This is a genomic window from Caulobacter sp. 1776, from assembly GCF_040545685.1.
In the GTDB taxonomy this organism is placed as follows: Bacteria; Pseudomonadota; Alphaproteobacteria; order Caulobacterales; family Caulobacteraceae; genus Caulobacter.
Map to the genome: position 1 here is coordinate 271,424 of NZ_JBEPMI010000006.1, position 22,262 is coordinate 293,685.

General features: G+C 67.8%; 26 protein-coding genes. 13 read left to right on the forward strand and 13 right to left on the reverse strand.

The window, feature by feature from the left end; genetic code table 11:
• Positions 1-3 precede the first annotated feature (3 nt).
• Genes ABIC66_RS17420 through ABIC66_RS17435 form a run of 4 tightly spaced genes read left to right on the forward strand, consistent with a single transcriptional unit; the run spans position 4 to position 3,675 of the window.
• Positions 4-465, forward strand: a complete 462-nt coding sequence (locus ABIC66_RS17420) for an iron-sulfur cluster assembly scaffold protein (RefSeq protein WP_354071593.1) — start codon at positions 4-6, stop codon at positions 463-465.
• A 53-nt stretch (positions 466-518) separates the two neighbouring features.
• Positions 519-773: a membrane protein insertion efficiency factor YidD gene (yidD, locus tag ABIC66_RS17425; RefSeq protein ID WP_354071595.1), complete on the forward strand. Its 255-nt coding sequence runs from the start codon at positions 519-521 to the stop codon at positions 771-773.
• The gene (thrS, locus tag ABIC66_RS17430; RefSeq protein WP_354071597.1) at positions 770-2,749 is read left to right on the forward strand and encodes a threonine--tRNA ligase; all 1,980 of its coding nucleotides are present in this window, start codon (positions 770-772) and stop codon (positions 2,747-2,749) included. Before yidD ends, thrS begins: the two co-directional genes overlap by 4 nt.
• Positions 2,749-3,675, forward strand: coding sequence for a glycosyltransferase family 2 protein (locus ABIC66_RS17435; protein ID WP_354071599.1), 927 nt, complete (start codon positions 2,749-2,751; stop codon positions 3,673-3,675). Before thrS ends, ABIC66_RS17435 begins: the two co-directional genes overlap by 1 nt.
• Positions 3,676-3,775: 100 nt before the next feature.
• On the opposite strand, the gene ABIC66_RS17440 is transcribed toward ABIC66_RS17435, so the two are convergent.
• Genes ABIC66_RS17440 through ABIC66_RS17450 form a run of 3 tightly spaced genes read right to left on the reverse strand, consistent with a single transcriptional unit; the run spans position 3,776 to position 6,749 of the window.
• Positions 3,776-4,141 carry a hypothetical protein gene (locus ABIC66_RS17440; RefSeq protein ID WP_354071601.1) on the reverse strand — a complete coding sequence of 122 codons (366 nt, stop codon included), beginning with the start codon at positions 4,139-4,141 and terminating at the stop codon, positions 3,776-3,778.
• Positions 4,138-5,037: a hydroxymethylglutaryl-CoA lyase gene (locus ABIC66_RS17445; protein WP_354071603.1), complete on the reverse strand. Its 900-nt coding sequence runs from the start codon at positions 5,035-5,037 to the stop codon at positions 4,138-4,140. Before ABIC66_RS17445 ends, ABIC66_RS17440 begins: the two co-directional genes overlap by 4 nt.
• Positions 5,034-6,749: an ArnT family glycosyltransferase gene (locus ABIC66_RS17450; protein WP_354071605.1), complete on the reverse strand. Its 1,716-nt coding sequence runs from the start codon at positions 6,747-6,749 to the stop codon at positions 5,034-5,036. The genes ABIC66_RS17445 and ABIC66_RS17450 overlap by 4 nt, the downstream gene beginning before the upstream one ends.
• Before the next feature lie 56 nt (positions 6,750-6,805).
• Between ABIC66_RS17450 and ABIC66_RS17455 the strand changes: the two genes are divergently transcribed.
• Positions 6,806-7,543 carry a glycosyltransferase family 2 protein gene (locus ABIC66_RS17455; protein ID WP_354071607.1) on the forward strand — a complete coding sequence of 246 codons (738 nt, stop codon included), beginning with the start codon at positions 6,806-6,808 and terminating at the stop codon, positions 7,541-7,543.
• Positions 7,544-7,630: 87 nt separating this feature from the next.
• Complete coding sequence (locus tag ABIC66_RS17460; RefSeq protein WP_354071609.1) at positions 7,631-8,053, forward strand: hypothetical protein; 423 nt, start codon at positions 7,631-7,633, stop codon at positions 8,051-8,053.
• On the opposite strand, the gene ABIC66_RS17465 is transcribed toward ABIC66_RS17460, so the two are convergent.
• Complete coding sequence (locus tag ABIC66_RS17465; RefSeq protein ID WP_354072000.1) at positions 8,050-8,535, reverse strand: tRNA (cytidine(34)-2'-O)-methyltransferase; 486 nt, start codon at positions 8,533-8,535, stop codon at positions 8,050-8,052. The genes ABIC66_RS17460 and ABIC66_RS17465 overlap by 4 nt on opposite strands.
• Positions 8,536-8,739: 204 nt before the next feature.
• On the opposite strand from ABIC66_RS17465, the gene petA reads away from it, so the two are divergent.
• The 5 genes from petA (at position 8,740) to ABIC66_RS17490 (ending at position 12,556) form a co-directional block, all read left to right on the forward strand.
• Positions 8,740-9,291, forward strand: a complete 552-nt coding sequence (gene petA / locus ABIC66_RS17470) for a ubiquinol-cytochrome c reductase iron-sulfur subunit (RefSeq protein ID WP_354071611.1) — start codon at positions 8,740-8,742, stop codon at positions 9,289-9,291.
• A 5-nt stretch (positions 9,292-9,296) separates the two neighbouring features.
• Positions 9,297-10,583: a cytochrome b gene (locus ABIC66_RS17475; RefSeq protein ID WP_354071613.1), complete on the forward strand. Its 1,287-nt coding sequence runs from the start codon at positions 9,297-9,299 to the stop codon at positions 10,581-10,583.
• A gap of 5 nt (positions 10,584-10,588) precedes the next feature.
• On the forward strand, positions 10,589-11,443 hold the full coding sequence (locus ABIC66_RS17480) for a cytochrome c1 (protein WP_354071615.1): 855 nt from the start codon (positions 10,589-10,591) through the stop codon (positions 11,441-11,443).
• A gap of 130 nt (positions 11,444-11,573) precedes the next feature.
• The gene (locus tag ABIC66_RS17485; protein WP_354071616.1) at positions 11,574-12,209 is read left to right on the forward strand and encodes an SRPBCC family protein; all 636 of its coding nucleotides are present in this window, start codon (positions 11,574-11,576) and stop codon (positions 12,207-12,209) included.
• Positions 12,210-12,217: 8 nt separating this feature from the next.
• A complete protein-coding gene (locus ABIC66_RS17490; RefSeq protein WP_354071617.1) occupies positions 12,218-12,556 on the forward strand; it encodes an ArsR/SmtB family transcription factor in 339 nt (112 codons plus the stop codon).
• A 27-nt stretch (positions 12,557-12,583) separates the two neighbouring features.
• On the opposite strand, the gene ABIC66_RS17495 is transcribed toward ABIC66_RS17490, so the two are convergent.
• Positions 12,584-13,054 (reverse strand): GNAT family N-acetyltransferase, encoded by a 471-nt coding sequence (locus tag ABIC66_RS17495; RefSeq protein ID WP_354071619.1) that lies wholly within the window; start codon positions 13,052-13,054, stop codon positions 12,584-12,586.
• Positions 13,055-13,234: 180 nt separating this feature from the next.
• Entirely contained in the window at positions 13,235-14,002 is a 768-nt protein-coding gene (locus ABIC66_RS17500; protein WP_354071620.1) for a pepsin/retropepsin-like aspartic protease family protein, read from the reverse strand.
• A gap of 171 nt (positions 14,003-14,173) precedes the next feature.
• On the opposite strand from ABIC66_RS17500, the gene ABIC66_RS17505 reads away from it, so the two are divergent.
• The gene (locus ABIC66_RS17505; RefSeq protein WP_354071621.1) at positions 14,174-14,752 is read left to right on the forward strand and encodes a DUF1579 domain-containing protein; all 579 of its coding nucleotides are present in this window, start codon (positions 14,174-14,176) and stop codon (positions 14,750-14,752) included.
• Positions 14,753-14,776: 24 nt separating this feature from the next.
• On the opposite strand, the gene ABIC66_RS17510 is transcribed toward ABIC66_RS17505, so the two are convergent.
• The 3 genes from ABIC66_RS17510 to ychF form a co-directional block, all read right to left on the reverse strand.
• On the reverse strand, positions 14,777-15,454 hold the full coding sequence (locus ABIC66_RS17510) for a dienelactone hydrolase family protein (RefSeq protein WP_354071622.1): 678 nt from the start codon (positions 15,452-15,454) through the stop codon (positions 14,777-14,779).
• Position 15,455: 1 nt separating this feature from the next.
• Entirely contained in the window at positions 15,456-16,136 is a 681-nt protein-coding gene (locus tag ABIC66_RS17515) for a dienelactone hydrolase family protein (RefSeq protein WP_354071624.1), read from the reverse strand.
• Positions 16,137-16,218: 82 nt separating this feature from the next.
• Entirely contained in the window at positions 16,219-17,319 is a 1,101-nt protein-coding gene (ychF, locus tag ABIC66_RS17520; protein WP_354071625.1) for a redox-regulated ATPase YchF, read from the reverse strand.
• A 133-nt stretch (positions 17,320-17,452) separates the two neighbouring features.
• On the opposite strand from ychF, the gene ABIC66_RS17525 reads away from it, so the two are divergent.
• On the forward strand, positions 17,453-18,283 hold the full coding sequence (locus ABIC66_RS17525; protein ID WP_354071627.1) for a pirin family protein: 831 nt from the start codon (positions 17,453-17,455) through the stop codon (positions 18,281-18,283).
• A gap of 571 nt (positions 18,284-18,854) precedes the next feature.
• On the opposite strand, the gene ABIC66_RS17530 is transcribed toward ABIC66_RS17525, so the two are convergent.
• From ABIC66_RS17530 to ABIC66_RS17545, 4 genes are all read right to left on the reverse strand, one after another.
• Positions 18,855-19,613, reverse strand: a complete 759-nt coding sequence (locus ABIC66_RS17530; protein ID WP_354071629.1) for a hypothetical protein — start codon at positions 19,611-19,613, stop codon at positions 18,855-18,857.
• Positions 19,614-19,663: 50 nt separating this feature from the next.
• Positions 19,664-20,284 (reverse strand): aminoacyl-tRNA hydrolase, encoded by a 621-nt coding sequence (pth, locus tag ABIC66_RS17535; protein WP_354071631.1) that lies wholly within the window; start codon positions 20,282-20,284, stop codon positions 19,664-19,666.
• Between the two features lie 88 nt (positions 20,285-20,372).
• Positions 20,373-20,972: a 50S ribosomal protein L25/general stress protein Ctc gene (locus tag ABIC66_RS17540; protein ID WP_354071632.1), complete on the reverse strand. Its 600-nt coding sequence runs from the start codon at positions 20,970-20,972 to the stop codon at positions 20,373-20,375.
• A 157-nt stretch (positions 20,973-21,129) separates the two neighbouring features.
• Positions 21,130-22,206 (reverse strand): hypothetical protein, encoded by a 1,077-nt coding sequence (locus ABIC66_RS17545; RefSeq protein WP_354071634.1) that lies wholly within the window; start codon positions 22,204-22,206, stop codon positions 21,130-21,132.
• Between the last annotated feature and the right edge of the window lie 56 nt (positions 22,207-22,262).

Below are 22,262 nucleotides of genomic sequence, written 5' to 3' on the forward strand. Positions count from 1 at the left end.
ACGATGATCGACGACCTCTACAGCGCCAGGATCCTGGGGCTCGTGGCCAACATGCCGCGCGCCGGGCGACTGGCCGCGCCCGACGCCAGCGCCGAGAAGGTCGCCAAGCTGTGCGGCAGCAAGATCACGGTCGACGTGGTGGTCCAGGACGGCAAGGTCGTCGACTACGCCCAGGAGGTTTCGGCCTGCGCCCTGGGTCAGGCCGCCGCCGCGATCCTGGGCGCGAACGTCGTCGGGGCGGAACTTTCCGACATCGAGTTGGCTCGGGACTCCTTGCACGCTATGCTTAAGACGAACGGTTCGCCTCCCGCGGGCCGGTTTGCGGAGCTCGCCGTGCTGGAGCCGGTCAAGGACTATCCCGCCCGTCACGCCTCGACGCTGCTGGCGTTCGAAGCGACGGTGGAGGCTGTCCGGAAGGCCACAGCTGTCTCCGAAACGCGAACTAGCACCGCCGGCGCGGCTTGATCCCTCCCTCGGGGCCGTGTGTAACCGCACTGCAACATAAGTCGCGCGCCGGCATGACCTTCTACGACCGCACCGTCGATTTCGGCCTCCGGGCCTACAAGTTGACGCTCTCGCCTCTCATCGGGCGTCAGTGCCGCTTCGCGCCGAGCTGTTCGGAGTACGCGGCCGCCGCCCTCAAGGATCATGGCCCGCTCAAGGGTTCCTGGTTGGCGTTGCGACGGATTTGCCGCTGCAATCCGTTAGGTGGATCGGGCTACGACCCGCCGCCGTCGCGACACCAGCCACGCAAGTGGATATGTGAAGAATGATCGACCTGGTTTTCCCCGACGGCTCCTCCCGTCAGTACCCTGACGGCTCGAGCGGGCGCGACGTCGCCGCCGCCATCTCCAAGTCCCTCGAGAAGAAGGCGCTGCTGATCAAACTGGACGGCCAGGTCCTGGACCTGGATCGTCCGCTGACGCCGGACCTGCTGACGGGCGAGCGCAAGTTCGAGATCCTGACGCGCGAGTCGCCCGAGGCGCTCGACACGATCCGCCACGACACGGCCCACGTGCTGGCCGAGGCCGTGCAGGAACTGTTCCCCGGCACCCAGGTGACGATCGGCCCGAACGTCGAGGACGGCTTCTACTACGACTTCGCCCGCGACGAGCCGTTCAGCCTGGACGATCTGGAAAAGATCGAAAAGCGCATGAAGGAGATCGTCGACCGGGACGAGAAGATCACGCGCGAGGTCTGGGACCGCGAAGAGGCCATCGCCCATTTCGACGGCATCGGCGAGCAGTACAAGGCCCAGATCATCCGTGACCTGCCGGGTACGGATACGATCACGGTCTATCGCCAGGGCAACTGGAAGGACCTCTGCCGCGGTCCCCACCTGCCGTCGACGAAGCACGTCGGCAAGGCGTTCAAGCTGACGAAGCTAGCCGGCGCCTATTGGCGCGGCGACCAGAACAACGCCCAGCTCCAGCGCATCTATGGCACGTCGTGGGCCTCGGAAGCCGACCTGGAAGCGCACCTGAAGCGCATCGAGGAAGCCGAGCGCCGCGACCACCGCAAACTCGGCAAGACGATGGACCTCTTCCATATCCAGGAAGAGGGCAAGGGCATGGTGTTCTGGCACGCCAAGGGCTGGGCCCTCTATCGCGTGCTCGAGGACTATATGCGACGCCGCCTCGACGCGGCCGGCTACAAGGAAGTGAAGACGCCGCAGATCCTCGACAAGAGCCTGTGGGAGAAGTCGGGCCACGCCGAGAAGTTCGGCCACGCCATGTTCATGTGCGAGAGCGCCGAGGGCGAGATCCTGGCGGTCAAGCCGATGAACTGCCCCGGCCACATCCAGATCTTCAATGTCGGCCAGAAGAGCTATCGCGAGCTGCCGCTGCGCATGGCCGAGTTCGGCGCCTGCCACCGCTATGAGCCCTCGGGCGCCATGCACGGCATCATGCGGGTGCGCGCCTTCACGCAGGACGACGCTCACATCTTCTGCCGGGAAGAACAGGTCACGGAGGAGAGCGCCCGGTTCATCGAACTGTTGCGCAGCGTCTATAACGACCTGGGCATGACGTTGGCCGACACCAAGTTCTCGACGCGTCCGGAACTGCGCGCCGGTACGGACGAGGTCTGGGACAAGGCCGAGGCCGCTCTGGCGGAAGCCGCGGAGGCGGCGGGTGAAACCTTGGTGCTTCAGCCAGGTGAAGGCGCCTTCTACGGCCCGAAGCTAGAGTTTTCGTTGAAGGACGCCATTGGTCGAGTTTGGCAATGCGGCACGCTGCAACTCGATTTCGTTTTGCCGGAACGACTGGACGCGGAGTACGTTTCTGAGGACGGTTCAAAAAAACGTCCAGTGATGCTTCACCGGGCGATCTTGGGGTCCTTCGAGCGTTTCATCGGCATCCTGCTGGAAAACTTCGCGGGCGCGCTGCCAGTGTGGCTAGCGCCCACGCAGGTGGTCGTGGCCACGATCACGTCCGACGCGGACGACTATGCGCGGGAGGTCGTCGAGAGATTGACCGGTTTGGGGATGCGCGCGGAAGTGGATCTGCGTAATGAGAAGATTAACTATAAGATTCGCGAGCACAGTCTCGCCAAGGTGCCAGTGATCGCGGTGGTCGGACGTAAGGAAGCGGAAACGGGGCAACTGGCTCTTCGTCGCCTCGGCGGCGAGGGACAGAACATCCTGCCGTTGGAAGAAGCGCTCCGCGTGTTGAGCGCCGACGCCACGCCGCCCGATATCGCGCGCACGCGCGCATCGGCCAAACTCGTCGTCGAGGCCGCGACCGCCTGATGAACAGCATTCTCCCGTCCGTATCGACCTTGTCCCTTGGCGCGCGTCCGGCTCGTCCGAACGTTTCCGTGGTCATGGTCGTCTACTGGACGGGAGAGGCCCTGCTCGAAAGCATCAAGCACGTCCTGGCCGAGCCGCTGGTCGACGAGTTCGTCATCGTCGACAACGGCTCCTCGCCGCAGGACGAGGACATGCTGCGGTCGCTGGCGCTGACCGAGCCGCGCGTGGTGCTCAAGCAAGGCCACGGCAATATCGGCTTCGCCCGCGGCGCCAATATGGGCGCCAGCACGGCGGGCGGCGACTACATCGTCTTCCTCAATCCCGACGCCAATCTGCAGATCGGCTGCGTGGCGGCTCTGGTCACGGCCTTCAAGGGTCAACCGACGCCGACCATTGTCGGGGCGCGGGTGCTGAACGTCGACGGCTCCGAACAGCGCGGCGGTCGTCGCGGCGAGGTCACGCCGATGAGCACCGTGCTCAGCTTCGGCCAGCTGACCCGCCGCTATCCCAAGCTGGCCGGCTTCGAGATCCATCGCGAGCATGAACCCGTGCCGCGCGGCCCGGTGCCGATGCCGACCATCTCCGGGGCCTGCTTCGCCATGCGCCGCGGCGACTTCGAGGCCCTGAGCGGCTTCGACGAGGGTTATTTTCTCCATGTCGAAGACATCGACCTGTGCTGGCGCGCCCGACGCGCCGGCGGCAAAGTGCTGTTCCAGCCCAAGGCCCAGGTCGTCCATCTCGGCCACACCAGCCTGGAGCACCCCGTCAAGGTGGAGTTCCACAAGGGCGTGGGCCTGACCCGCTACTTCATCAAGCGCGCCGACAGTCTGCAGCTGTTCGCGGCGGCGGTGTTGCTGGCCCCGGCCATCATGCTGATGTCGGTATGCCGCCCGCTGCTGTGGAAGCTGACGGGCCGGCCGATCTAACCCGTCCCGCTCTCCCCGGCGAAGCCGGGGCCCAGATCCACCCAGGGCGCCGAGAGTCTCGCGCTGGATCCCGGCTTTCGCCGGGATGACCACGACGTGGTCACATCGGCCCGATCGTTTCGAACCGCAGGCCGTCCGGCCCCTCGATCGAGGTCGGGGCCTTCAGGCTCTTCGCCGGTAGCATCGCGCGGTAACGCTCGAACATCGCCTTAACATCCCGCCCCGACTTCGCCGTCAGGCACTGGTCGAATTCGCCTTCGCGGCCCCAGGGTTTGCGTTCGGAGCGGGCGACGTCGTGATCGGCCTTCACGGCCGCGGCGACCTTGTCGGCCAACTCGCGGTCGATCCCCGCACCGTAGCTGGCGAACTTGAGGGTCACGTCGCAGCGAGGCGCCTGGGCCTCGATGGCCGGCGCGGCCGCGCAGGCGCTCAAGGCGAGGATAGCGAGGGCGGCCAAGCGGATCATGCGGGGAAACCTCCGGCGCGGGCCAGGGACGAGGCGGGCGCCTTGCCCAGCTTGGCGCTGATCTCGCGGCCGATCTCGATCAAGGCCGCCAGGTCATAACCGGTCTCGAAGCCGGCCCGTTCCAGCATGTAGACGAGATCCTCCGTCCCGATGTTGCCGGTGGCGTTCGGCGCGAACGGACAGCCGCCCAGGCCGCCGACCGAGGCGTCCAGCACGTCGACGCCGGCCTCGACGCTGGCATAGGCGTTGGCCAGGCCGGTGTTGCGGGTGTCGTGGAAATGCATGCGCAGGCGCGCGTCCGGGGCGGCGGCGCGCACGGCCTCGATCCGTCGGCGGACGGTCCAGGGATCGGCGACGCCGATGGTGTCGCCCAGGGCGATCTCGGGCACGCCCAGGGCGGCGGCTTCGCGGACGATGGCCACGACCTGGTCCTGCGACACCTCGCCATCGAACGGATCGCCGAAGGCCACCGACAGAGTCATGGTGATCGGCGGGCCGCCTTCCATCGCTCGGCGCTCGACGATCGCCGCCAGGGTCTCGACCTGCTGGCGCACCGTGGAGCCCTGGTTGCGGGTCGCGAAGCCGTCCGAGGCGCAGACCACGACATTGGCCTCGTCGCACAGGGCCGACACGCAGCGCTCCCAGCCGCGCATATTCAACACCAGGCCGATCCGCGAGTGGACCAGATCCGAAGGCAGCGCGGCCATGATCTCCTCCGCGCCCGCCATCTGCGGCACGCGGTTGGGATTGACGAACGACACCACCTCGGTGCGCCTGGCGCCGGCGGCCTCCAGCTTGCGGATCAGGTCGAGCTTTTCCTCGACCGACAGCGACAACTTCTCGTTCTGCAGGCCGTCGCGCGGCCCGACCTCGACGATCTGGATGAAACGGCTCATCGCGCGGTCTCCGGAGGCGACGTTTCAGGGATTTCGGCGTCGTCCGGCTCCGGGACTTGCGGCTCGCCGCGATAGATGGTCAGCCGCTCCCGATCGCCGTCGGAATAGTTCAGGCCCGGAATTACGGCGACGGGGCGGGGCGTCAGGCCTTGTTCCGCCAGGCCGTCGCGGAACGGCTTGTCCTCGCGGCCCTCGACCACGGCTGGGCGGCCCTCGAGGATGGCTTGGGCCGCGCCTTCGCCGTCGGTCAACTCGGTGGCGGTGCCGAGCTGGAAGATCAGGCTGGGCTCGGAATAGCCGGTGACCGCCACCGGTCCGGCCGCGCCCGAGCGCGGCGACAGCTTGGCGTGGTCCAGGGCGTCGGCGACGTCCTTGGACAGAAACAATGGCTCCAGGCGCGGCAGCAGGCCGGCGGTCAAGGCGACGTGGGCGCCGATGCCCAGCACGCCGGCGGTGACCAAGGCTCGGGCCGAGTGATGGCGCAGCAGCAGCACCGCGCCGGCGATCCCCGCGCCAAGCGCCAGGCCGGCGGCCAGCACGGTCCAGGCCAGGTCGGCGCCGGTCCCGAACTGGGCCTGGCCATAGATGGCGACGACGGCCAGGACGAGCCCAGCAAAGACCGACAGGCCCGCGCCGATCCGCCGGACCAGCTTGCCCAGCGGCGCGCGGACCGTCGCCGCCATCAGCATGGCCAGGGCGCCGTAGGCTGGCAGTTCGTAGTGGATCAGCTTGGTTGGCAGAATCTCGAACATCAGCCAGGTCGGGACCAGCCAGCAGACGGCGAAACGAACGCCCGGCTCGCGGCGGCCGGTCCAGGCCAGGGCCAGCCCGGCCGGCAACAGCAGGGTCCCGGGGAAGGTCAGGATCGGCGCGACCAGGGCGTGGTAACCGAACGGACCGGCGTGACCCTCCTGGCCGCCAGCCAGTTTCGGGGCCAGGTCGCCGCCCACCGCCGCGCCCCAGAAGGCGCCGTCGGTGGCCACGGTGATCATCATCGCCCACGGCAGGACGACGGCGGCGAACAGGATCAGGCCCCAGGTCCAACCCAGGTCCTTCATCCAGGCGGCCTTGCGGTCCCAGACGCCCAAGCCGACCAGGGCGAAGAACGCCACCAGCAGGCCGACCGGGCCCTTGATCAGGGCGGCGGCCGACAGGCCGATCCAGAAGGCGAGCTTGGTCCATTTGTTCGACGCCTCGCCCCTCAGGTGGGCGGCGTAGATACGAGCCAGGGCCGCCATGGCCAGGGTCGTGGTCCCGCACAGGGCCGCGTCGGTTTTGGCGATGAAGGCCTCGGACGACAGCAGGAAGCTGGATCCCAGGATCGCGCCGGCCAGCAGGCCGGTGCGCGGATCGAACAGCGCCGCCGCGCCCCAGGCGCAGGCGGCCGCGGCCAGCATGGCGCCCAGCAGCGACGGGATGCGGTAGGCCCAGATCCGCCGGTCCTCGGCGTCGGAGAACAGCTTGACGCTGGCGGCCTGCAGCCAGTGGATGCCGACCGGCTTCTTGAAGCGCGGCTGGTCCTGGAACTTGATGACGACATAGTCGCCGGTCTCCAGCATCTGGGAGGTGGCCTGGGCGAAGCGGGACTCGTCGCGATCCAGCGGCGGCATGGCGAACAGGCCTGGCAGGCCGGCGATCAGCGCCACCAGCGCGGCGAACACAGGGCCGCGCCAACCCCGGCTCCAGTCATCGAGGCGTGATTCAAGCGTCATGCGGTCACGTTTAGCACGATCCTTTCGTGTCGCGACTTTTGCTGTATGAGGAGGCGATGAGCTCTCAAGCCGCCCAAATCCCTGAGTTTTCGGTCGTCGTTCCGGTCTTCGACGAGGGCGAGGCCGCCCCGAAGCTGGCGCGCGAGATCGCGACCGCCTTCGCGGGCGAAAACTATGAAATGATCTTCGTCGACGACGCCAGCCGCGACGACACCAAGGCCCGCCTGATCGCCCTGAAGGCCGAGATTCCGCAGCTGCGCGTACTGGGCCACCGCAAGAACTCGGGCCAGAGCCGCGCCGTGCGCAGCGGCATCCTGGCCGCGCGCGGTCCGATCATCGTCACCCTGGACGGCGACGGCCAGAACGATCCGGCCGACGCCCCGCGTCTGGCCAAGGCGCTGCAAGCCGGGCCCGCGACCCTGGCCCTGGTCGGCGGCGAGCGGGTCAAGCGCCAGGACAGCAACGCCAAGCGCTTCGCCTCCAAGTTCGGCAACGGCGTGCGCAAGCGCCTGCTGAAGGACACGGCCAACGACACCGGCTGCGGGCTCAAGGCCTTCCGGCGCGAGGCGTTCCTGCGCCTGCCGTACTTCGATCACATCCACCGCTATATCCCGGCCCTGATGCTACGCGAGGGCTACGACGTCGAGTTCCAGCCGGTGAACCATCGCCACCGCGAGAGCGGGGTGTCGAAATACACCAACTTCGGCCGCCTCAAGGCCTCGGTCTCGGACCTGCTGGGCGTGATGTGGCTGCAATCGCGGGCCCGCAATCCCCAAGGCGTGGACGAAGCGTAGCGCGCGACAGGCGAGGCGGCTTCACCGAGACAAGGAAAGCGGCTACGCCTTAACCACGGTGGGGGTCCGCCGAAGGGGGAAGTCAGAATGTTCGCCGCGGTTCCGCTGCTGGCCTTGCCGGTCATCATCTACAATCTGGTCGCGCTGACCCTGACGGGCGGCTTCAGGGCCGTGGACGCCAGCGTCCGCATGACCGACAAGCTGTTCACCATCCACATGACCTCGCGGGCCGAGTGGGCCGTCAGCCTGGGCGACCTGCTGCTGGCCGCGTCCCTGGTGGTGCTGTTCGTCGAGCTCCTGAAATCGACGACCAGCCGCAAGATCGCGATCATCAACCACTCGCTGTCGATGGTGCTGTTCATCCTGTGCCTGGTCGAGTTCCTGCTCTTCCCGGCCTTCGCCACCTCGACCTTCTTCTTGATCACCTTGATGGTGCTGCTGGACGTCCTGGCCGGCTTCATCGTGACCATCGTCGCCGCCCGGCGCGACGTCGACTTCGGCGATCACTAGAGCGCGTTCGGCGAGTGCTCCGGCGAAGACGGAAACCCGCCCGTCTGCCGCAGGGCCTCGCCCAGCGCCATGGCGGCCGTGGTGGCCAGGTTCATCGACCGCGCCTCGGGCATGATCGGGATGACGATCCGGCCTTGGGCGGCCGCGTGGACCTCCTCGGGCGCGCCGCGACTCTCGTTGCCGAACAGCAGCGTATCTCCGGGTTCGAACGAAAACCTGTGGAAGGGCGTGGCGCCTTTAGTCGTGAACAGCAGCAGGCGCCCGTCAACGCGCTCCGGCGCCTTAAGGAATGCCGCCCAGCTGTCATGGCGTTTCAGATGCGCCAGTGGTCCGTAGTCCAGGGCCGCGCGCTTCAAGCTCTTGTCGTCCAACGGAAAACTACAGGGCTCGATGACGTCCAGACCGACGTCGAAACAGGCCGAGAGCCGAATGGCCGCCCCGACGTTTTGGGGAATGCCTGGTTGAAAAAGTGCGATACGCATAATAAGCGAACCAACCACAAGGGCAGCAGGGGCTTTGCCGCGAATCGAAAGGGCTTGCGGACTTGGTCCGCGCGTCCGATACGACGATCCGACCGCTGCCTTGTGGCGGAGATCCGCTTGCGGGTCGAGCAAGATATGGCGCTGAAAAGCGCTTCTCCAAGCCGGACCGCTTTTCGCGGACTGGCGGAATTAGAGGGTGACTAGGTGGCCGACACCGCCGTGGGCGCAACGACCGAGCCGGAACACGGGAGCGATCCCTCCCGGCGCGACTTCATTCACATCGCCGCGATTGCGGCCGCCGCCGGCGGCGCCGCGACCCTGGTGTGGCCGTTCATCGACCAGATGAACCCGTCCGCCGACACGCGGGCCTTGGCGTCGACCGAGTTCGACCTGACCAAGGTCGCCGAAGGCCAGCAGGTCACGATCAAGTGGCGCGGCAAGCCGCTGTTCGTGCGCAACCGCACCAAGGCCGAGATCGCCAAGGCCGTCGCCGACGACCACGCGGCGATGAAGGATCCCGAAACCGACGCCGCGCGCGTCAAGCCGGGCAAGTCCAACTGGCTGATCGTCGGCGGCAACTGCACCCACCTCGGCTGCGTCCCGACCTTCGGCGGCGGCGAGTACGGCGGCTGGTTCTGCCCGTGCCACGGCTCGGTCTATGACACCTCGGGTCGTATCCGTAAGGGCCCCGCGCCCAAGAACCTGGTGGTTCCGGAATACGCCTTCCTCACCGACACCAAGGTCAAGATCGGCTAAGCGAGATGAGCGGACATTCGACCTATCAACCCAAGACCGGTATCGAGCGCTGGCTCGACGCCCGTCTGCCGATCGTGCGTCTGGGCTACGACTCGTTCGTCGACTACCCCACGCCGCGTAACCTGAACTACTGGTGGACCTTCGGCGGCATCCTGTCGCTGTGCCTGGCCTCCCAGTTGATCACCGGCATCATCCTGGTGATGCACTACACGCCGAGCGCCCAAGGCGCCTTCGCGTCGGTCGAGCACATCATGCGCGACGTGAACTACGGCTGGCTGATCCGCTACATGCACGCCAATGGCGCGTCGATGTTCTTCATCGCCGTCTACATCCATATGCTGCGCGGCCTGTACTATGGTTCGTACAAGGCGCCCCGCGAAGTGCTGTGGCTGCTGGGCTGCGTGATCTATCTGCTGATGATGGCCACCGCCTTCATGGGCTACGTCTTGCCCTGGGGCCAGATGTCGTTCCACGGCGCCGTCGTGATCACCAACCTGTTCGGCGCCCTGCCGCTGGTCGGCGAGAGCATCACCACCTGGCTGTGGGGCGGCTTCGCGGTCGACAACCCGACCCTGAACCGCTTCTTCTCGCTGCACTACCTGCTGCCCTTCATGATCGCGGGCGTCGTGATCCTGCACATCTGGGCGCTGCACGTGGTGGGCCAGAACAACCCGACCGGCGTCGAGCCGAAGTCGAAGGCCGACGTCCTGCCCTTCACGCCGTACGCGACGGTGAAGGACGGCTTTGCGATGAGCGTCTTCCTGATCCTCTTCGCCTTCTTCGTCTTCTACATGCCGAACGCCCTGGGCCACGCCGACAACTATGTCGAGGCCAACCCGCTGGTGACGCCGTCGCACATCGTTCCGGAATGGTACTTCCTGCCGTTCTACGCGATCCTGCGCGCCGTGCCGGACAAGCTGATGGGCGTGCTGGCCATGTTCGGCGCCATCGCCTGCATGTTCGCCCTGCCGTGGCTGGACACCTCGAAGGTGCGCTCGATGCGCTACCGCCCGACCGCGAAGATCTACTTCGTGTTCTTCCTGGTGGCCTGCTGCGTCCTGGGCGTCTGCGGCGCCAAGCTGCCCGACGATCCGGTGATCCCGCACCTGACCACGTTCCAGCTGATGGGTTCGGACCTGAACAGCTTCGTGTGGCTGTCGCGGATCGCGTCGCTCTACTACTTCGCTTTCTTCCTGATCGTGCTGCCGGTCCTGGGCCTGGTCGAAAAGACCCTGCCGGTTCCGGACTCGATCGCCTCGCCGGCCCTGTCGGCCGACGCTCATAAGGGTTGATCCCGATGCTCCGCAAACTCTCGGTACTCGCGGCGGCGGTCGGTGTCCTGACGGTCGGCGTCGCCGGCCCGGCCCTGGCCAACGGCGGCGCCCTGCCGGCCAAGGAGGTCCACTGGTCCTTCGAAGGCCCGTTCGGCAAGTTCGACCAGGCCCAGCTGCAGCGCGGCTACAAGGTCTATCGCGAGGTCTGCTCGGCCTGCCACTCGATGAAGCTGGTGGCGTTCCGCAACCTCGGCGACAAGGGCGGCCCGTTCTATAACGAGAAGTATCCGAATTCGAACGACAACCCGTGGGTCAAGGCGATCGCCAAGGACTACGAGGTCGCCGACATCGACGGTGAGACCGGCGACGCCATCAAGCGTCCGGCCACCAGCGCCGATCACTTCCCGTCGCCGTTCGCCAACGAAGCCGCGGCCCGCGCCAGCAACGGCGGCGCCCTGCCGCCGGACATGTCGCTGCTGGCCAAGGCGCGCGAAGAGGGCCCGGCCCACATCTACTCGGTCGTGACGGGCTACAAGGCCCCGCCGGCTGGCCTCAAGGTTCCGACGGGCGGCCACTACAACCAGTATTTCCCCGGCGACCTGTCGTCGGCCTGGTCGGGCAGCCACGAGCACGTCCCGCCGGGCGGCTTCATCGCCATGGCCCCGCCGCTGAAGGATGGCCTGGTGACGTTCGACGACGGCACCAAGTCGACCCTGGACCAGCAAGCCAAGGACGTGTCGGCCTTCCTGATGTGGGCCGCCGAGCCCAAGCTGGAAGAGCGCAAGCAGACCGGCTTCGCCGTGCTGATCTACCTGCTGCTGCTCTCGGGTCTGCTGTACGCCAGCTACAAGACCGTGTGGCGCAACGAGTCGCACTGACGTCACGCTCTTCGGAGCCGAGACATGGAAAGGCCCGGTGGAAACGCCGGGCCTTTTTCGCGCATCGAAATACAAGGATTGACTTATATAAGTCGAGGCTTTCATAGTCGCTCCAGCTAAGGAGACGACCATGACCTTCTCCCTGATCGGCCATGTCGGCGCCGTGGTGCGCCAGGTCGAGGATCGCGAGCGCGACGGCCAGAAGACCCGCGTGGTGGTCGCCACCCGCGCCTACGACACCGATCCCGCCGACCTCTGGGACGCCCTGACCAACGCCACGCGTATCCCGCGCTGGTTCCTGCCGATCTCGGGCGAGCTGCGCCTGGGCGGCCGCTACCAGTTCGAAGGTAACGCCGGCGGCCAGATCACCGGCTGCGCGCCGCCCGAGCGGCTGGAGGTCACCTGGGAGTTCGGCGGCAAGGTCAGCTGGGTCACGGTGACCCTGGCCGCTGACGGCGAGGACCGGACCCAGCTGCGGCTGGAGCACGAGGCCGTTCCCGACGGCGAATTCTGGCCGACCTACGGCCCCGGCGCGGTCGGGGTGGGCTGGGACCTGGCGATGATGGGCCTGGCCTTTCATCTGGCGGGCGGCGTGAAGCCGTCGCAGGACGAGTTCCTGGCCTGGAACGCCTCCAGCGACGCCAAGGCGTTGATGCGGGCTTGCAGCGCGGCCTGGGCCGAGGCGGACGTCGCCGGCGGCGAAGACCCCGAACAGGCCAAGGCCGCCGCGGCGCGGACCGCGGCCTTCTACACCGGCGAGGCCTGAGCCGGCCGATGCACGCCTTCGACGTGATCGGCGACCCGGTGCGCCGACGGATCCTGGAGCTGCTGACCGACGGCGAGCACGCCTCGGGCGCGGTCGTCGAGGTGATCACGGCCGAGTTCGGCCTGACCCAGGCGGCGGTGTCCCAGCATCTGAAGGTGCTGCGCGACAGTGGCTTCGCCACGGTGCGGGCCGAAGGCCAGCGGCGGCTCTACGCCCTGGATCCCCAGCCGTTCGCCGAGATGGACGCCTGGCTGGACCGCTTCCGGATGTTCTGGTCCCACCGGCTGGACGCTCTGGCCACCGAGGTGGCGCGCGGCAAGCGCGGGCGGCGCCAGGAAGAGCCCTGACACCGCCCGCGCCCGCTACGGCGTTCGCTAGACGTCGAGGCGCCAGCAGATCAGTGGTCCGTCCTCGCTGTCCTCCCGTTCGCCGACGACCTGGAAGCCGTTACGGGCCAGCACGGTCTGGGAAGCCGGGTTGTCGACCGAGGTGTCGGCCGTCAGGGCGTGGACGCGCGGATCGGCCTTGGCCCAGGCGACGAGGTCCGCGACCGCGCGGGTCGCCACGCCCCGGCCCCAGCGCGTGGGCGCGACGCCGTAGCCGATATGCAGGCTCCGGTCCTCGGCGTTCAGCGGCCGGGTGGGCGAGATCAAGCCGACGATCTCGCCGTCCTCCACCATCATCCAGGCGGCGGGGGCGAAGACCGCGCGGATGCGGTCGGCGAGCTCGGCCAGCATGGCCAGCACCTCGGGCGGCGCGACGGGACTGTCGCAGAGGCGTAGGGAAGCGGGGGCCTCGCCGCGCGACAGGGCGGCGAAGTCTTCTGTCTTGGCTTCGATAAGCATCAAGGGTCTCGGCTTTTTGAAAACCGCGCCGGGATCAGCGCGACGGGCCGAGCGGCGGACGTCAGGCGCGGGGGCTCGCGTCGCCGCGGCGGCGGCTTTGCGTGATGGTGACGACGATCAAAGGCGCTCTCCTGCGTCTGAACGTCCAGCCATACGGTCGTCGCGCGTGCCGCGCAAGGCTCAGGGCGCGACCGTCAGGGTCCGGGCGTCGGCGGCCAGGCGCAGACGGTGGCGGGCCCAGAAGCCGGCTCCCAAGGTCCCCGCGACGCCCTCGGGCAAGTCGTCGGCCAGGGTTGCGGGAACGTTCTCGGCCAGGACCCCGCCGATCGAAAGCGCTCGAAGGCGCGCCGGCGCCTTGTGGCGGGCGGACGCATCCAGCTTGCCCGTCGCCGTCGCGCCGCGCGTCGACAGCCGCGCCATGGCCTGTGAGGCGGTGTCGATGGCGAAGGCCCCGCGCCGGGCCGTGGGGCCGTCGCTGACGGCCGCTTCAATCGTGGGCAGGCCATCGACCATCACGACCGGTAGGACGACCTGGCGCCGCGCTCGCCAGGGGCGGTCGATGCGGACGCGACAGGCGGTGAAGTCGATCTCGACGTCGTGGCCGCCCAGGACGTCCATGCCGATGACCCCGGCGATCGGGGTGACGAAGCCGGCGCCCCGGGCGTCGAGGTCCGCGACCTTGACCGACACGGCCGGCGCCTTCAGTCCGGCGACCTCGACGGGCAGGACCAGCTCGGGTTCGGTGATGCCGGCCATCTGGGCCTTGGTCTCGTGCAGCAGGGTGCGCGGGGCCGACAGGTCGATGACGTAGTCGCCAGCCATGTCGGCGATCACGGCTGGCGCGACGATCGCGCCGTTCTCGAACCAACACGCCGTCTCGCCCGCCCGCGCCGCGCCGGCGAGCGTCAGGCAAAGGGACAGGGCCAGCAGGGGAACACGACGACGCATGGCGCGAGCCTAGCTCAGCCGTGACGGTTACGCGACGCCTCTCGACAAGCACCGGTATGCGCTTCGAGATCAGGTCAACTTCAACGGCGACCTGTTGACGACAAGAACTTTGTATAACAAAGTAAGCGGAGCTTCCTAAGATGGGAAGTGACGTCCCCGGGGAGGATCGCCATGATCCGCAAGCTTCTCGCCGCCACGGCGGCCATCGTCGTCACGCACGGCGCCAGCGCCGCTTTGGCCCAGACGCCGCCCGATACGGGTCCGCGCATCGCCGCCCAGGCCGAGGCGATGAAGAAGCTGGCCTTCATGGATGGCGTCTGGCGCGGTCCGGCGTGGACCATCATGCCCGGCGGCAAGCATGAGGTGACCCAGGCCGAGCGGATCGGCCCGCTGCTGGGCGGCTCGGTGAAGGTGGTCGAGGGGCGGGGCTACAATGCCGACGGCACGACGGGGTTCAACGCGCTCGGGATCATCGCCTTCGAGCCCGAGACCGGCGCCTACAGCATGCGCTCCTATGCGATGGGCCACGCGGGCGACTTCAAGCTGACCCCCACGGCTGATGGCTTCATCTGGGAAGTGCCGGCCGGGCCGATGACGATGCGCTACACCGCCGTGGTCAAGGACGGCGCCTGGCGCGAGGTTGGCGAGCGGATCATGGACGGCCGTCCGCCCGTGCAATTCTTCGAGATGAACCTCAAGCGGGTCGGCGACAGCGCCTGGCCGACGGCGGGCGCGATCCCGCCGAAGTAGGGGCCAGCCGCCGGCGCCCGAGCCCTAGACCTCGCCCTTGCTCCCGCCCGAGCGCTGAAACAGCTGCAAGGTGCGCAGCAGCGCCAGACGGGCGCTGTCGGGGTGATGGCCGCTTGGCGCCACGAAGGCGTGGCCGGCGTCGTAGAGGTAGATCGGCAGGTCAGGATGGGCGTCGCGGATGGCGTCGACGTCCGGCATCGGAATCAGGGCGTCGGCCTTGCCGAAGTGCAGGATGGTCGGGACCCTGGGCGTCTCGTCGCGATAGGCCACGATGTCGCCGCCGTAGAAGGCCGACACGGCCTGCAAACCCTCGCAGCGGCAGGCCGCCAGCCAGGCCGTGGTGCCGCCATAGCAGAAGCCCATCGCGAAGACCGGACCGTCCAAGGCGTCGATGCTGGCCTGGACCCGAGGCAGGGTGGTCGCGCCCCAGCCGGTCAGCTTGCCCATCGCCATGCGCGCGTCGAGGATCTCGGGGCGCAAGTCGACGCTGGGGAAGTCGGCGTCGGCCGCGTCCATCAGGCTGGGCGCGAGGACGTCGTAGCCCTGCTCGGCCAGGCTGTCGGCCAACGCGCGGATGTGCGGGGTGACGCCCCAGATGGCGTGCAGCATGACGACGCCGCCGCGACGGGCCTCCCGCGGCGGCGCGTGATAGGCGGCGAACGGGGCGCCGTCGCGATCGGCCAGGGTGATGCGCTCGCCCATCTCAAAACGCTCCGTTGGCGGCGAAGAAGGCCACGGTGCGCTGGCGCGCCAGCTCGGCGTCCGCAAGGTCGGACTCGGGGCGGCCGTCATTGTTGAAGCCGTGGCCGCTGGCCTCGTAGATATGGACCGGAACCTCGGGATGAGCGGCCTGGATGGCGGCCTTCACGTCGTCGGCGGGGATGTGGGGGTCCTTGCGGCCCAAGTGGACGATGACCGGCGCCGCGAGGGCGAACTTGGCCATGCCGGCCACCTGGCCGCCATAGTAGCTGGCGGCGGCCGACAGGCCTTCGCAGCGCGCGGCCGCCAGCCAGGCCATGGTCCCGCCGTAGCAGTAGCCGACGACGAAGACCGGTCCGCGATCCTTCAGAAAGTCGATGCAGGCCTGGATGTCGCCCATGGCGTTGTCGGGCCCATTGGCGAGCGCCAGGTCGCGACCGCGCGCGAAACCGGCCTCGTCATGCTCGGCGGTGAAGCCCTTCTCGCCCCGGTCGAACATCGACGGCGCCACCACTTCGAAGCCGCGCCCGGCCCAGCGGGCCACGTCCTCGCGGACATAGCGATCAAGGCCGAAGATCTCCTGGATGACGATCACGCCGCCCTTGCGCGGACCCTCCGGCTGGGCGTGCAGGGCGGTGAAGTCGAAGCCGTCGTGCGCGGCCGTCAGGGTGACCATTTCGGACATCGCATACCTCCCAAAGCCAAACGACCGGCCAAAGCAAAACGGCCGGGGCGTTTCCGCTCCGGCCGCCCGATGTTCTGAAGAGCTAGACGTTGAAGCGGAAGTGCATCACGTCGCCGTCCTTGACGACGTAGTCCTTGCCTTCGGCGCGCATCTTGCCGGCTTCCTTGGCGCCGTTTTCGCCGCCCAGGCGGATGAAGTCGTCGAAGGCGATGGTCTCGGCGCGGATGTAGCCCTTCTCGAAGTCGGTGTGGATGACGCCGGCCGCCTGCGGACCGGTGTCGCCGACATGGATGGTCCAGGCGCGGGCTTCCTTGGGGCCGACCGTGAAATAGGTCTGCAGGCCCAGCAGGTTGTAGGCTTCGCGGATCAGGCGGTTCAGACCCGGTTCGGCCAGGCCCAGGGTCTCGAGAAACTCGCTGCGTTCCTCGGCATCCAGCAGGGCGATCTCGCTCTCGATCTGGGCCGAGATGACCACGGCCTTGGCGTTGTCCTTGGCGGCGCGCTCGGCGACCAGGTCGCTGTACTTGTTGCCCTTGTCGGCGCTGCCCTCGTCGACGTTGCAGACATAGAGGGCCGGCAGCGAGGTCAGCAGCTGCAGCATGTGCCACGCCTTCTCGTCGTCGGCGTCGATCTTGGCGGCGCGGGCCGGGCGGCCTTCGCGCAGCAAAGCTAGGGCGATATTGGCCAGGCGCAGGGTGTTGGCGCTTTCCTTGTCGGCGCCGACCTTGGCGCGCTTCTCCAAGGCGGGAACGCGCTTTTCCAGGCTTTCCAGGTCGGCCAGCATCAGCTCCATCTCGATGATCTCGAGATCGCTGATCGGGTCGATGCGGCCTTCCACGTGGACGATGTCGCCGTCCTCGAAACAACGGGCCACGAAGGCGACGGCGTCGCAGTCGCGGATGTTGGCTAGGAACTGGTTGCCCAGGCCTTCGCCCTTGGACGCGCCGCGCACCAGGCCGGCGATGTCGACGAAGGTGATCCGGGCCGGGATGATTTCCTTGGAGCCGGCGATCTTGGCCAGGGCGTCCAGGCGCGGCTCGGGCACCGCGACTTCGCCGGTGTTGGGCTCGATCGTGCAGAACGGATAGTTGGCGGCCTGGGCCGACGCCGTCTGGGTCAGCGCGTTGAACAGGGTGGACTTGCCGACGTTGGGCAGGCCGACGATGGCGACTTTAAGGGCCATGGAACTCTCGTGGATTTCGTTGGGCGGGCGATTAGCACGGTTGGCCGGGAAAGGCGAACTTGGCCCGCCATTTGGCGGCCCTCTTGCGGGAACTGTAACAAGGCCCGATATCGATCGGCGAAAGGAGCTCCCCATGAGCATTCGACCCGTCGTGAAGATCGTGAAAGGCCAGCCCGCCTCGGACGGCGACGGCGTGCGCCTGACCCGCATGCTGGGCACGGCCGAGGCCCAGATGTTCGACCCGTTCCTGATGCTGGACTGCTTCGACAACGACCAGGCGTCCGACTACATGGGCGGCTTTCCCGACCATCCGCATCGCGGCTTCGAGACCGTGACCTACATGCTGGAAGGCCGGATGCGGCACCGCGACAACACCGGACGCGAGGGCGTGATCGGACCGGGCGGCATCCAGTGGATGCGGGCCGGCAAGGGCATCGTCCACTCCGAGATGCCCGAGCAGGCGGAGGGCCGCATGCGCGGCTTCCAGCTGTGGGTGAACCTGCCGGCGAAGCTGAAGATGAGCGAGCCCGGCTATTCCGAGTTCGAGAGCGACGCGATCCCGGTCGAGACCCGCGACGGGGGCGTCTCGGTCAAGGTGATCTCAGGGGTCACCGACGGCGGAACAGCGGGGCCGATCGGTGGGGGCGCGGTCGACGCGCTCTATTTCGACGTCGTGCTGCCGGCCGGGACGCGGTTCGAGGAGCCGGTCGGCGCCGACCGCAACGCCATGCTGGCCGTCTATGAGGGCCAGGTCCGGGTGGCGGGCGGCAAGATCGACGCGCTGTCGGGCGTCTTCCTGGGCCAGGGCGACACGGTGGTGGTCGAGGCGATCACCGACGCCCGGGTGCTGCTGCTGGCCGGCCGCCCGATCGACGAGCCGGTCTTCTGGCACGGCCCGTTCGTGATGAACTCCCGCGAGGAGATCGTGCAGGCGTTCGAGGATTTCAGAAGCGGGCGGTTCTGACGCGCGCTATCGAGATCCGCGACGCCATCGGCCCTTGTGGTTAACTGAAAGCTGTAGATATAGAGCGAGCCGCATAGGTGCATGATGCTTGCGTTGGTCTTCGTAGCAATGCTCGCAACTCAAGATCCGGCCGCGTCCGGTGCTTTTGGGCAAGCTCAACTGGTTCCAGGCGGAAGTTACGTGTCCTGGGCCGCTACTCCCACCCCCGACGACCTCGCCAAGGTCAAACCCAGCGATCCGAACCGTGGCGTTGTTGGGTTCGCGTGCAAGATCGCCCGGAATGACGGCCTAGCTCACTGCGTGCGGACAAGCGAGGAGCCTGGGAATTTGGGGTTTGGCGCCGCGGCCGCGCGGCTTTTGCCCAAGTTCAGACTCCGACCCGATGACGCTCGGCCTGCCAGAGACGCTCGGAAGGAGGTGCAGCTGTGGATCAGTTTCGGCGGCAGCCAAGGATGCTTCTATCCCTACTGCACCGCGGTGACACCGCCCCCTAGTCGCTAACGGTCTCGATCTGCCGCCACAGTGGCTTTCGCCAGCTTCTTTAGCGACGTCCAACCACCGCCGATGGGCGTTAGTTAACTCCGCCCACCGCCGCCGCCGCGAGGTCTCGCCAGCGCTTGGCTTCCTTGCGGAAGTGGCTGTGAGTCTTGCTGAGCCGCTTGTCGATCTCGGCCAGCCGCTCGCGGGCCTCGTCCTTGCGGCCCATGCTGGCCAGGAACACCGTGTAGCGGGCGATGCCTTCGAAGCCGGGATAGTGATCGGCGGCCCAGGCCAGGGCGGTGTCGGCCTGCTCTTCGCGGCCCAGGGCGTGGTAGACGCGGCCCAGGGCCAGCATGGTGTGGGGCGTGCGGCCGGCGGTGGGCTGCTCGCCCAGCTTTTCCAGCAGCGGCAGGGCCTCGGCCGGGCGGTTCAGCTCGATCAGGGCGTTGGCGCGGCCCAGCAGCAGCTGGGCGTCGTCGGCGTACATGCCCGTCAGGCTGTCGGCGTAGAGGCGTTCGGCCTCGGCGTGCTTGCCCAGCTCGGTGGCGGCGACGGCCAGGCGGACGCGGTTGGCCACGGTCGGAGCATCGTCGACGGCGCTGGCGGCTTCACGGTATTCGCGCTGCGGGTCCAGCGCCTTGCGCGCCGCCTGACCCATCTTGCGGGCCGTCTTGCCGCCCCACAGCTCGGGCCCGATCACGGCGACGAAATAGACGATCCCGCCGATCGGCTGGAACGCCAGGATGATCCACAGCCAGTACATCTGCTGGCCCGTGCGCACGACGTGGACGCACAGGGCGATGGCGATCAGGAACGACAGGCCGATCAGCGGCAGCGGCAGCGAGAACATCGAAGACCCCGGACTCTACGTTCGGTCTTTCTCCCGCCCGTCGGCCGGCGTCAATCGTCCGCCTTGCCGGGCTTGCGCGGATCGGCCTTGGGCGCCGGCGCCAGGCGCATGACCTCGGCCTGGAAGCGGTCGTCGTCGCCGGCGGCGGCGAAGGGCAGGGCGTCGGCCAGGGCGTCCAGCATCGGGTCCAGCCACTGGTGCTCGACCTTGTGGAAGTCGCCCAGCACGTAGTGCATGACCGCGTCCTTGTGACCCGGATGGCCGACGCCGATGCGGCCGCGGCGGAAGGCGTCGCCGACCTGGCTGGTCACCGAGCGGATGCCGTTGTTGCCCGCCGCCCCGCCGCCCGACTTCATTCGGAAGCGACCCGGCGCCATGTCGATCTCGTCGTGGAAGACGATGACGTCGCTGGGCGCCAGCTTGAAGAACTTCATCGCCTCGCCCACGGCGCGACCGCTCTCGTTGTAGTAGGTCTTGGGCTTGAGCAGCAGCAGCTTGACCGGGCCGTCGGGGGTCGAGACCTGCCCCTCGCAGGCCAGGCCCTGGAAGCGCGCGCGCCACGGGGCCGTGCCCCATTTCCGCGCCAGGGCGTCGACGGCCATGAAGCCGACGTTGTGGCGGTTCTTCTCGTACTTGGGCTCGGGATTGCCCAGGCCGGCGAGGATCAGCATCGCTTGGATCTCGGAGGGACAAACGAAAACGGGCGGACCCGAAGGCCCGCCCGTCTCTTAGATCGGTTCGATCCGAAGACCGAGCGGATTAGGCTTCGGCCGTGGTGTCGCCGGCGTCCGACTGAGCGGCCGACGAGGCCTTCAGGGTCGCGATCACGAAGTCGCGGTCGGTGGCCGGCTTCACGCCTTCCGGCAGCTTCACTTCCGAGATGCGGATGGTGTCGCCGATGTCGTGCGAGGCCAGGTCGATGACCAGTTCCTCGGGGATCTTGTCGGCCGGGCAGGCCAGCTCGACGGTGTGGCGGATGACTTCGAGCGAGCCGCCCTTCTTCATGCCGACCGAGATGTCGTGGTTCTTGAAGTGCACCGGCACTTCGATCTTGATCAGCTGGTGCTCGTCGACGCGATACAGGTCGAAGTGGACCGGCTCGTCGGTGACGGGGTGGAATTGCACGGCCTTGGCGATGACCGATTGCTTCTCGTCGCCGTGTTGCAGCGTCACCAGGTGGCCCAGCAGCTTGCCGGTGTACAGCGACTTGCGGAATTCGTTCATCTTCACGGCGATGTTCACCGGCGCCTTGCCGCCGCCGTACAGGACGCCCGGGACCTTGCCTTCGCGACGCACGGCGCGGGCCGCGCCGGTGCCGGCGCCATCACGGACTTCAACGTTCAGAATAATCTCGGCCATATCGATATCTCTCTGGAGAGCCGGATGCTCTCGAAGGTGGCCCATCGCACAAGACTGGATTGTCTGGCCCGACGGCGCCTTTTTGGGGTCGCGCTACATACACAAAAGGGCCGGGCGACGCAACGCCCGGCCCTTTCGGTTCATGTCGGATGGGAAATCAGCTCTTCTTGACGGACCTCTTGGCGGCGGCCTTGGCCTTGACCGAGTTCGAGCCAGCGCCCTTCACGGTGATCGACTCCTTGACCGGCAGCACGCGCGGCGGTTCGGGCGGCAGGCTGGCGCCGGCCGCCTTGACCATGCACGCGCCGGTGTCGATCAGGATGTGTTGGCCCAGGCAGAAGATGTCCTCGTAGTGCGGCTTGGACACGGCCAGGCACTGGTAGAGGTTCAGCTTGGCCATCGCGAGGCAGTTGCTGGTCCCCGGATCGTTGCTGAGCGCGTCGATGGCGCTGAGGTTGTTGTCGCCGGCCGCGCCCAGGGCCGCGAGGGCGGCCACGGCCAAGCCGCGGATGACGACCGGCTGGTACGGCGCGGTGGCGGCGCGGGGCGTCAGGCCCAGCGACTGCCCGCCAGTCGAGGCCTGCTGCAGCACGGCCACGTCGGCGCTCTCGGCCAGGGCCGGGGTCGTCGACAGGCTCTTGGCCGAGGCCAGGCGGCCGTCGCGGTCGACGACGGCGGCTTTCGACCAGGTCGACTTCTGCACGTCGTAGGCGGCCTGCTTCACGGCCTTGCCGGCCATGTAGACCTTCAGGCCGTCGCCGCCGAGCGTGTCGATGATCAGGCCGGCGGCGCTGTCCGAGCCCTTGAACACGGCCGCGTACGAGGGGTTGGAGAAGATGTTGTTGATCATCTCCTGGCGCTGGGTCGGGTTGGCCGCGACCTCGCGCACCGAGGCGACGAAGGTGGGATCCTGCAGGGCCAGGACGGCGGCGTAGGCCACCGCGCCGTTCATGAACGACTTGGTCTCGTAGGCCGCGCCGAGCTTCAGCGACGCCTGGATCTGGTCGCCGTTCTGGAAGCTGGGCGACACGGTGGCGGCGCGGGCCATGTAACCCCGGAAGGCGCTGGCGCGCTCGATGACACTGGCCGACAGGGTGATCGGCGGCGGGGGCGGCGGAGCCTGGACGACCGGCGGCGGTGGCGGCGGGGGCGGGGAGCTACAGGCCGCGACCATCGCGGCCAGCGCCACGGCGGCCGTCGTCAGGACGACCCGCGTACGCAAAAAGGAACGCATATTCCGAAATTCCCCATCAAGTCTTGGCCGGTAGGTCTTGGGCGGCGCGCATAGCA